Source organism: Holospora curviuscula (assembly GCF_002930195.1).
Lineage (GTDB): Bacteria > Pseudomonadota > Alphaproteobacteria > Holosporales > Holosporaceae > Holospora > Holospora curviuscula.
Genome location: NZ_PHHC01000019.1, coordinates 1 through 1,167 on the forward strand (window position 1 = coordinate 1; position 1,167 = coordinate 1,167).

The 1,167-nt window shown below is 51.1% G+C and carries 2 protein-coding genes; both read left to right on the forward strand.

What is annotated here, in order from left to right; genetic code table 11:
* Positions 1 to 541, forward strand: a 541-nt coding sequence (locus tag HCUR_RS00565) for a hypothetical protein (RefSeq protein WP_207760836.1), incomplete at its 5' end; no start/stop codon positions are given.
* On the forward strand, positions 528 to 1,167 hold a 640-nt coding region (locus HCUR_RS00570), incomplete at its 3' end, for a hypothetical protein (protein WP_129591789.1). The genes HCUR_RS00565 and HCUR_RS00570, both read left to right, overlap by 14 nt.

Here is a 1,167-nt window from a genome sequence, read left to right on the forward strand (position 1 = left end):
TTTTGAAGCTTTGAGTTCTTTAAAAGAGCCTTCTTTTATTCCCGAAGTCATGAGGTATTTTCTTCCTTCTGGTACACAAATAGATCATTGGACTATGGAAGATATGTGGACGGAAATGATGTTGCAAACTGTAGTGAACTATTATCATTTTGGTCCAGCTTATATGCCCTGGGTAATGCGCTCTTTGCACCTACTGCATCCTGGGGCTCGTTGGGCTGCTAGTTCCTTTATCTTTAATATGATTTACGATACCTTTTGCAGAATTAAGCCAAACGAATTTCCTGATCTTCCCATAGTGGATGCCTTGCCTTCGGGGAAGCAGGATGTGGTGTTGGGTCTGTTGGATGATGAAGTGAAGGGGTGGCAAGAAGCGTTAGCAAGGGCCAGAGCAGAATTATTAAAAACTCCTTCTTCTGGACAAGAAACAAAGCGTGCTCAAGAAGCAGTGGATTCAGCAAAAGAAAGCTTAGCCTGCACCGAATACGTCCGGGGCCAGCTGCTCCTTCTCCCCCAGGAGGTTATTAGCATTGGATATCGTTAAATATTTAATTCCTTTGGTGATCCAGCTTACACCCGCCCTGAAGTATGACAGCTTTGAGAAGGTTTCGGTGGTAAAGGACTCTCGCATTCTCCAAAAAACTCAAGCCAGCCAAGGCCAAGGGGTGGACTACCTGGACTGTTCTGTTCAGGGTCATTTGGCGGTGGATACGCCGCACCTGGAGGTCATCTCCACAACGGGCCAGCGTCCCTCGGGCCTAGAGGTGGCGCCTCGCCCAGAGTTTACCGAGATTCACCACACGGTCCTGCCCTCTATTACTGAAGAATCCCAGAGACCTCGTACCACCTTTAAGCCTGCCTTTAAGGCCGCTCTGGGGGTGGGCGTTGCAGCTCTGGCAGGGGCCAGCGGAGGTCTTGCCTCTGGCGTGCTTGCAGCGTCCGCTCAGGCCTTCATCCAGAAGGGAGGCCTGGAGTCTCTGGCCAATCACGAATCCCTTCAGCTCTCGGATATGCTCAAGGCAGCGGGGAAAAGCCTTGCAGTGCAAGGGCTAAGCTTGGGTGTGGGGGATCTGGGCAGCGCCGGGAACCTGATTAAGACGACGGCAGCCCATAGCTTGGTGTATCAGGAAAATCCTGTAAAAACCCTTGCCCGCCAAGGTGTTCTGCAGA